An 8,008-nucleotide genomic window follows, 5' to 3' on the forward strand; every position below is an offset into this window, starting at 1 on the left:
CCGTGCACCTGAGAGCGCTTTGACCTGGACTTCTTCGAGGGCGGAGCCTTCAGCAGTCGTGCTGATCATTGACTGTGTGGAGGTCCGGGGTGCCGGTCGAGTTTCTGACGGATGCACAAGCCGCCGCGTACGCGGCGTATGACGGGACGCCGTCCCGTACGGAGTTGGAGCGGTTCTTCTTCCTGGACGACGCGGACCGGGAGCTGATCGAGGGCAAGCGGCGGTCCCACAACCGGCTGGGCTTCGCGGCCCAGCTCACGACCGCGCGTTACCTCGGGGTGTTCCTGGACGACCCGACCGAAATGCCGGCCGAAGTTGTCGACTACCTTGCCGAGCAGCTCGGCATCGCGGACGCGTCGGCACTGAAGGCGTACGGGGAACGGGAGAACACCCGGCTGGCCCACGTCCGTGAGCTGCGGAAGCTCCTGGAGTACACGGAGTTCGCCGAGGCGGAAGCCGAGTTGCGGGTGTGGGTGGACGCGCGGGCGTGGACAACCGGGGAGGGCCCGAAGGCGTTGTTCGACGCGGCGGTGGGGTGGCTGCGTGAGCGGCGGGTGCTGCTGCCCGGTGTGACGACGCTCGCCCGGCTGGTTGCTTCGGTGCGGGAGGCGGCGAACCAGCGGCTGTGGGACAGCCTCTGCGGGCTGCTGAGCGCCGGTCAGCGGGCGGTGCTCGACTCCCTGCTGACCGTGCCGCCCGGTGCGCGGGTGTCGGAGCTGGACCGGCTGCGGCGCGGCCCGGTGCGGATCTCCGGGCCCCAGATGAAGTGGGCGCTTGAGCGGGCGGCGGAGATCGACGCGTTCGGGATGGGTGAGCTGGACGTGTCCGGGATACCGCCGCGGCGGCTGGCGGAGCTGTCGCGGTACGGCGTGGACGGCAAGGCGTCCTTGCTGCGACGTCACGGCGACTCGCGGCGCCTGGCCACGCTGCTGGCCACCGCGGTCTACCTGACGAGCAGGGCGGTCGACGACGCGCTGGATCTGCTGGAGGTGCTGATCGCGACGAAGCGGCTCGCGCGGGCGGAGCGGGAGACGGCAAAGCAGAAGCTGAAGACGCTGCCGAGGATGGAGCGGGCCGGGATCAGGCTGGCGACCGCGTTCCGGGTCGTGTTCGACACCACGAGCGAGCAGGTCGACACCGAGTCCGGGGAGATTAGTCCGCCGGAGGTGGCGACGCTGACGGCGATGTGGGAGCGGATCGAGGAGGTGGTGCCGCGCGAGGAGCTGGCCGCCGCGATCGCCGCGCTGTTCGAGCTGGCGCCGCCGATCGACTCGGACGCGGACGAGGCCTGGCGCACCATGCTGGTCACCCGGTTCCCCACCGTACGGCCGTTCCTGGCGCTCCTGGTCCAGGTCGTCGACTTCGGCGCGACCCCGGAGGGCCTGCCGGTCCTAAAGGCATTGAAGTCCCTGCCCGACCTGATGGGGCGCAAGAAGGTCGGACCCGACGAGATCGACACGTCGCTGCTGGTCGGCTCGTGGCGGCGCCTCGTGCTGGCGGCGCCGCACCTGGAGGCGGGCACTGTGGACTGGAAGGCGTACGTGTTCTGCGTGCTGGAATCCTTCCACCGGCTGCTGCGCCGGCGGGAGGTGTTCGCCAAGAACTCCTCGAAGTGGGGCGACCCGCGGGCGAAGCTGCTGGACGGCGAGGCGTGGGAGCAGGTCCGCCCGACCGTGCTGGCCTCTTTGAACCTGCCCGGCGAGGCGGGTGAGCACCTGGCGGCGCGGGCCGCGCTGCTGGACGGCACGTACCGGGAGGTCGCCGGGCGGGTGCCGGCGACCTCCCAGATCGTGTTCGGCGACGACGGCCGCCTCCATTTCGCCGCCCTGGAGCCGGAGCCCGAACCCGCCTCCCTGATCGACCTGCGGAAGGCGGTGGAGGCGATGATGCCCCGCGTCGACCTGCCGGAGGTCCTGCTGGAGGTGTTCTCGTGGACTGGCGCCGACCAGGCGTTCACCTCGATCACCGGCGGCGAGGCCAGGCTGAAGGACCTGCACGTGACGGTCGCCGCGCTGCTGGTCGCGCACGGCTGCAACGTCGGCTACACGCCAGTCATCGGCGGGATCGACGAGCTGAAGTACGGCAGGTTGTCCCACGTTGACCAGACGTATCTGCGACTGGCCACCTACCGGGCCGCGAACGCCACCCTCATCGAGCACCAGGCGTCCATCGGCCTCGCGCAGGTGTGGGGCGGCGGGCTGGTCGCCTCGGTCGACGGCATGCGGTTCGTCGTCCCCGCCCCCTCCGTCTACGCCCGGCCGAACCCGAAGTACTTCGGGCGCCGGGGCGGCGCGACGTGGCTGAACATGATCAATGACCAGGCGGCGGGGCTCGGCGGGAAGGTGGTGGCTGGCACCCCGCGCGACTCCCTGTACGTGCTCGATGTCCTCTACGACCGGGACGGCGGCAAGCGCCCGGAGACGATCGTCACGGACACCGCCTCGTACTCCGACATCGTCTTCGGACTCCTCACCCTGGCCGGGTTCGCGTACGCGCCGCAGCTCGCGGACCTGCCGGACCAGAAGATGTGGCGCATCGACCGCACCGCCGACTACGGCGCCTTCCAGGAAGCGGCCCGCGGCCGGGTCGACCTCACTCGGATCGAACGCCAGTGGCAGGACATCCTGCGCATCATCGGCTCCATCCACACCGGCGCCGTGCGCGCGTACGACGTGATCCGGATGCTGTCGCGGGACGGGCGGCCGACCCCGCTGGGAGACGCGATCGCGCACTATGGGCGGATCGCCAAGAGCCTGCACATCCTGCGCCTGGCCGGGAGCCCGGCTATCGCCGCCAGATCAAGGCGCAGGCCAACCTCCAGGAGGGCCGCCACTCCCTCGCCCGGACGATCTTCCACGGCCGTTCCGGGCAGCTCTACCAGCGCTACCAGGACGGCATGGAGGACCAGATCGGCGCGCTGGGCCTGGTCCTGAACGCCGTCGTCCTCTTCAACACCCGGTACATGGACGCCGCTGTGAACCAACTGCGCACGGACGGGTTCGACGTGCGCGACGAGGACGTCGCCCGCCTTTCCCCGTTCGTGCGGCAGCACATCAACATGCTCGGCCGGTACTCGTTCGAGCTGCTCGTGCTGCCCGGCGGGATGCGCCCGCTGCGTGACAAGGACGCCACCGACGACGAGTGACGTCGCACGATGGCTCGTCGTGGTCTCCTCCATCTTGACCGAGGCGTCTGCGCTGCCCAGGCCCCGGAGAGGGGTACGGGAGCCGACACACCGGCCGGAGCTGTTACGGCTTCGCGGATCCGCTCGGCGGCCCGGCGGGCCCGGTACGCCTTCTGTCGGCAGGCGGGCCGGTCGTAGACGGCGTCCCGGCGGTGACCGTGGTCCAGGGCGAACCGGTCCGGCTTCTCGTCGTTGGTCAGGTTCCCGTTCATCGGGGTGAGCGCCCGACGGCGAGCCGACCCGGTGCGTGGGCGCGGGGCTGGCTCCTGGTATCAGTACGGCGTGACCTTGCCTGCTGGCTGATCACTTCGCCTGGGAGAGCGAGACCGCGTCGGGGCCGGCGGGGAATCGCAGCTGGCCGGTCGTGTCGTGCACGGCTCGCCACACTGTCTCGGCGACGTCGCTCTCCTTGGTGAACAGGTCCTGGCCTGTGAAGTCGCCCATGGCCTTCTTCGCCCATGGTGCGTAGGGCGCCGGGACCAGCTCGTCCAGCGAGGCGCCCTTCGTCGCGTTGGCCGCGAAGTTCGTCGTCAGGCAGGCGCCCGGCTCGACCGTCTTGGCCTGCACACCGAAGGGCGCGAGCTCGAGCGCGAGGGATGCGGTGAATCCCTCGATGGCCATCTTGCTTGCCTTGTAGACGGCCGAGAGCGGCATGTGGCCCAGCACCACGCTGGAGGTCACGTTGACCACCACGCCGGAGCCGCGCTCGCGGAACTGGGGCAGCACCGCCTGCGTCGTCGCCATCACGCCGAACGTGTTGGTTTCGAAGACTTCCCGCACTCGGGCCATGGGGGTGCCCTCGAACACGCTGATCGACGGGACGCCCGCGTTGTTGACCAGGACGTCGATGGGCCCGGCCGCCTCGAACGCGGCGGTGATGGTCTGGGGCTTGGTCACGTCGAGCTCGACGACGCGCAGCCGGTCCGACTCGGGCAGGACGCCCGCACGCGTAGTGCGCATCGTGGCGATGACGTTCCACCCCTGCGAGTGGAAGTACAGGGCGGTCTCCCGTCCGTATCCGGATGAGGCACCAGTGATCAGAACTGTCTTCATGCGGTGATCCTTGCGATGTAGTGGGACCCGCGAATAGACAGGCATTTTCCTGCCCCGCGGAAGAACTGGTGATCCCATTGAATCGCTCTGACCTGCTGGAATAGTAGAACTATCGTCGCTTCGTCTTGCACAATCCTCCCTCATAATCCGGCCGCTCAAGGAAGGACGCCTGCGGTGCTTCGCAGGCGGGCCGCGTCCCGGCTCGGGGGTGCGCCGAACTGGCGGCGGTACTCGCGGCTGAACTGCGACGGGTTGTCGTAGCCGACGCGGTGGCCGACTCCGGTGACGTCGCCCGGGTGGGTGGCGAGTAGCAGCCGGGCCTCCTGGAGCCGGATCTGTTTCTGGAACTGGATGGGGCTCATCGCGGTCACCGCCTGGAAGTTGCGGTAGAACGCGGAGACGCTCATCCCGGACAGCCGTGCCACGTCCTCGACCCGGAAGGGCTCGGCGTAGTGCTCGCGGATCCAGCGCACGGCCCGGGCGACATGGCTGAGGCCGCTGTCGGCGAGGCCGAGCTGGCGCACCGTCGCGCCCTGCTCGCCGGTGATCAGGCGCCACAGGATCTCGCGTTTGACCAGCGGGGCCAGTACGGCGCGGTCGCTGGGCTCGTCGAGCAGGCGCAGCAGCCGGACCACCGCGTCGAGCAGCGCGGGCGGGGCGTCGCTGACGGCGATCCCCGACGGAGTGCCTCCAGCGGGGCGGGGGGTGTCGCCGGGACCGGCTTGCAGCAGCAGTTCGGCGACGGCGGACGGTTCCAGCGTGAGGCCGAAGCCGAGGGCCGGCTGCTCGGGGGCGGCCTGGGTGAACTGTCCGGTGACGGGCAGGTCGACGGATGCGACCAGGTACTGCCCGGCGCCGTACGCGTAGACCCGGTCGCCCAGCGCGAGGCGTTTGGCGCCCTGGGCGATGACTGCGAGCACCGTGCCGGACATCGAGGGCGCCGGCGGATCCGGCCGGTCGACCTTGGAGATGAGGACGCCGTCGATGGCGGTGGTCCAGTCGGGCCGGGCATGCCGGGCCAGCAGGGTGCGGAGCTCTTCGAGGTGCATGCGTCCATTGCAGCACTGTCTGTGCTGCAATTCCCGTGCTCGCGAGGATCGTGCAAGTACCAGCGAGCATCGTTCTAACGTTTTCGCAGGTCACGGCGATTGAATGGAATCACCTCACTCCATCAACGTAGAAGAAGGCCTCCATGATTGCCACGTACGGCTTCAACGCCACCCTGACCGCCAGGCCCGGAATGGGCGACCGGCTCGTCGACCTGCTGCTGACCGGCCTGCACGAGGGCAGCCCCGGCGCGAGCGAGTACTGCGTCGTCTACCTCGTCTCCCGTTCCGCGTCCGCCCCCGACGTCGTCCACGTCACCGAGGGCTGGACCAGCGAGGAGGACCACCACCGGATCTTCGCCGGCGAGGCCGCCCAGGCCATCGTGGCGCAGATCGGCGGACTGCTGGCCAAGGAGTCCGAGTACACCGACTACGTGCCGGTCCGCGGCAAGGCCGCCTTCTGACCCGCCGAACACACCACACCCCAGCCCGTGCCGCCGCGGTGCCCGCTGAGGCGCCCCCCTCCTCGCCCGACCGTCCCGCCACCACCCACGAAAGGCAACGACCATGACTACGGCACGACCCGCCCTCGACCCCGAACTGCATGAACTCTTGGCCGACATGCCGCTGATGTCCCAGCTCAGCCCGGAAGTGCTGGCGCAGGTGCGCCCCTTCTCCTCGCTGCCCGTCGATCCGCTCCTCGAAGGTCGCGCGATCGACCGGCGCGAGGTCACCGCTGCGAGTCCGGACGGCACCACGATCCCCTTGTCCGTCTTCAGTCCCGCGAACACCCATCGCACCACCGCCGCACCCTGCGTCTACTGGATGCACGGCGGCGGGATGGTCATGGGCGACCGCTTCTCACAGATCGACATCCCGCTGGAGTGGCTCGACGAGTTCGGCGCCGTCGTGGTCTCCGTCGGCTACCGGCTCGCGCCCGAGGCCACCGGCATCATCCCGGTCGACGACTGCTACCAGGGACTGCTCTGGATCGCCGACCACGCCGAAGAACTGGGCATCGACCTCGACCGGATCATCGTCGCAGGCGCCAGCGCGGGCGGCGGCCTCGCCGCTGGCGTCACCCTGCTGGCCCGCGACCGCGACACCCCGACGATCGCCGCCCAAGTCCTGATCGGCCCCATGCTCGACCACCGCAACACCACCACCTCCAGCCTCCAGTACTCGAACGGGCCCGGCGTCTGGACCCGGGAGATGAACGGATTCGGATGGCGCTGCCTCCTCGGCGACCTCACCGACGACGAGGTACCCGCATACGTCTCACCCGCCTTGGCCGACGACCTCGCGGGCCTGCCGACCACCTACATCGACGCCGGCTCCGCCGAAGTCTTCCGCGACGAGGCCACCGACTACGCCACCCGCATCTGGGCTGCCGGCGGCCAGGCCGAACTCCACGTCTGGGCAGGCGGCTTCCACGGATTCGACGCCCTGTCCCCTCAGGCACACATCTCGGCCACAGCCCGCCGAACCCGCACCGACTGGCTCGCCCGGCTCCTGCCCACGAACCCCGCCGCATAGGTGAAGTCGACGAGTTTCGGTCGTACGCTTCAGCCTTGGCTAAGACCTCAGCGTCTGCTGTCTCCGGGCGCGAGCAGGCTGGTGACCTCGGCGATCGCCTCCGCCGAGGGGTGGAAGTAGCGCCGTACGTTCTCCGGCTTCTTGTGCCGGGACTTCGCCATCAGCATGGGCAGGCTGGCCCCGGCCTCGCCGAGGTGGGTGAGACCAGAATGGCGGTATTCGTGCAGGTCCCAGCCTGTGCCCGGCACCCCGCCGACTGCGGTGTGGGCGTCGAGCAGGGCGCGGGCCTGGCCGTACGACAGCCGGACCAGCCCGGTGTCCGGGCACACGTCACGCGGCGCGATGACCTTGCTGGGACCCGGCTTGCGGTGGGTGACGAACACCGGCCCGCGTGTGCGGCCCTTGATCAGCCGGGGCAGCAGGCGGGCGGTGCCGGCGTCCCAGTACACGGGCTCCATGACGTAGTCCTCGCGCGGGGCACCGCGGCGGCGGGTACGCGGCTTCGAGCCCTTGGCCTTCACCGGGGCCCTGCGGGCGGCAAGGTCCAGCTCCTCGATGTTGACGCCGAGGATCTCCTCCGCCCGCGCGACGGTCTCGTACAGCATCCGCCACAGCGTCTTCTCCCGCAGGTGGACCTCGCGCCGGGCGATCAGCCGGTCCACGGCCATCTTCGAGCGGGCCGGGGTCTCCGAGTCCGGCGGGGGCATCCGCTTCACCCAGGCCGGGACAGCCGGGCCGTCGTATCCGCGCTCGACACACCAGCCTAGCCACGACAGCACCGCCGCCCGCCGGGCGTTCCACGTGTTGACCGCGGCCTCGCCCCACAGTTGTTCGAGGGCGCCGCCGATCTCGTCGTCCGCGACGGTGGCGAGCGGGCGGGCATCACCGAGGTGCTCGGCGGTCTTGCCGACGCCAATTCCGTACGACCGGAGCGTGTTCGCGTTGTCGAGCGAGTCGAGGAACACGTCGGCCGCCGCGCGGACGGTCAACGCCTTTCCGACGGGCAGTCGTACGACGGCGGGCACCGCTTCCCCCCTTGCCACAGATAACGGGGCCGCTTCGTACACAGCCCCGAGAACGTCGCCGCAGGTCGTGATCAGCGATGCCGCAGATAATAGAGCGTTATCTGCGGAAGACTTCAGACGGGTCCCGCCGCCGACCATCCGTCAGCCGCCCACCAGGGCCGATC

At 69.9% G+C, this 8,008-nt stretch carries 5 protein-coding genes and 1 pseudogene; 3 read left to right on the forward strand and 3 right to left on the reverse strand.

Annotation, left to right across the window (positions count from 1 at the left end):
• Positions 1 to 89 precede the first annotated feature (89 nt).
• Positions 90 to 3,145 (forward strand): annotated as a pseudogene (locus AB0C30_RS59580) (Tn3 family transposase).
• Between the two features lie 342 nt (positions 3,146 to 3,487).
• On the opposite strand, the gene AB0C30_RS59585 reads toward AB0C30_RS59580, so the two are convergent.
• Both AB0C30_RS59585 and AB0C30_RS59590 read right to left on the reverse strand, forming a co-directional pair.
• On the reverse strand, positions 3,488 to 4,237 hold the full coding sequence (locus AB0C30_RS59585; RefSeq protein WP_357962565.1) for an SDR family oxidoreductase: 750 nt from the start codon (positions 4,235 to 4,237) through the stop codon (positions 3,488 to 3,490).
• Positions 4,238 to 4,392: 155 nt separating this feature from the next.
• A complete protein-coding gene (locus AB0C30_RS59590; RefSeq protein ID WP_148646602.1) occupies positions 4,393 to 5,286 on the reverse strand; it encodes an AraC family transcriptional regulator in 894 nt (297 codons plus the stop codon).
• A gap of 143 nt (positions 5,287 to 5,429) precedes the next feature.
• Here AB0C30_RS59590 and AB0C30_RS59595 point away from each other — a divergent pair, with 143 nt between their 5' ends.
• Both AB0C30_RS59595 and AB0C30_RS59600 read left to right on the forward strand, forming a co-directional pair.
• Complete coding sequence (locus tag AB0C30_RS59595) at positions 5,430 to 5,747, forward strand: antibiotic biosynthesis monooxygenase (protein ID WP_350600099.1); 318 nt, start codon at positions 5,430 to 5,432, stop codon at positions 5,745 to 5,747.
• Positions 5,748 to 5,850: 103 nt separating this feature from the next.
• Positions 5,851 to 6,819: an alpha/beta hydrolase gene (locus tag AB0C30_RS59600; RefSeq protein WP_357962569.1), complete on the forward strand. Its 969-nt coding sequence runs from the start codon at positions 5,851 to 5,853 to the stop codon at positions 6,817 to 6,819.
• A gap of 47 nt (positions 6,820 to 6,866) precedes the next feature.
• On the opposite strand, the gene AB0C30_RS59605 is transcribed toward AB0C30_RS59600, so the two are convergent.
• Positions 6,867 to 7,844 (reverse strand): site-specific integrase, encoded by a 978-nt coding sequence (locus AB0C30_RS59605; protein WP_357962570.1) that lies wholly within the window; start codon positions 7,842 to 7,844, stop codon positions 6,867 to 6,869.
• Between the last annotated feature and the right edge of the window lie 164 nt (positions 7,845 to 8,008).

The sequence above is a fragment of the Nonomuraea sp. NPDC048901 genome (assembly GCF_040649695.1).
Classification (GTDB): domain Bacteria; phylum Actinomycetota; class Actinomycetes; order Streptosporangiales; family Streptosporangiaceae; genus Nonomuraea.

Bases quoted from the DNA above. Each gene is read 5' to 3' on its own strand.
- AB0C30_RS59600 (WP_357962569.1), top strand. From the start codon at position 5,851: ATGACTACGGCACGACCCGCCCTCGACCCCGAACTGCATGAACTCTTG.
- AB0C30_RS59590 (WP_148646602.1), bottom strand. From the start codon at position 5,286: ATGCACCTCGAAGAGCTCCGCACCCTGCTGGCCCGGCATGCCCGGCCC.
- AB0C30_RS59595 (WP_350600099.1), top strand. From the start codon at position 5,430: ATGATTGCCACGTACGGCTTCAACGCCACCCTGACCGCCAGGCCCGGA.
- AB0C30_RS59585 (WP_357962565.1), bottom strand. From the start codon at position 4,237: ATGAAGACAGTTCTGATCACTGGTGCCTCATCCGGATACGGACGGGAG.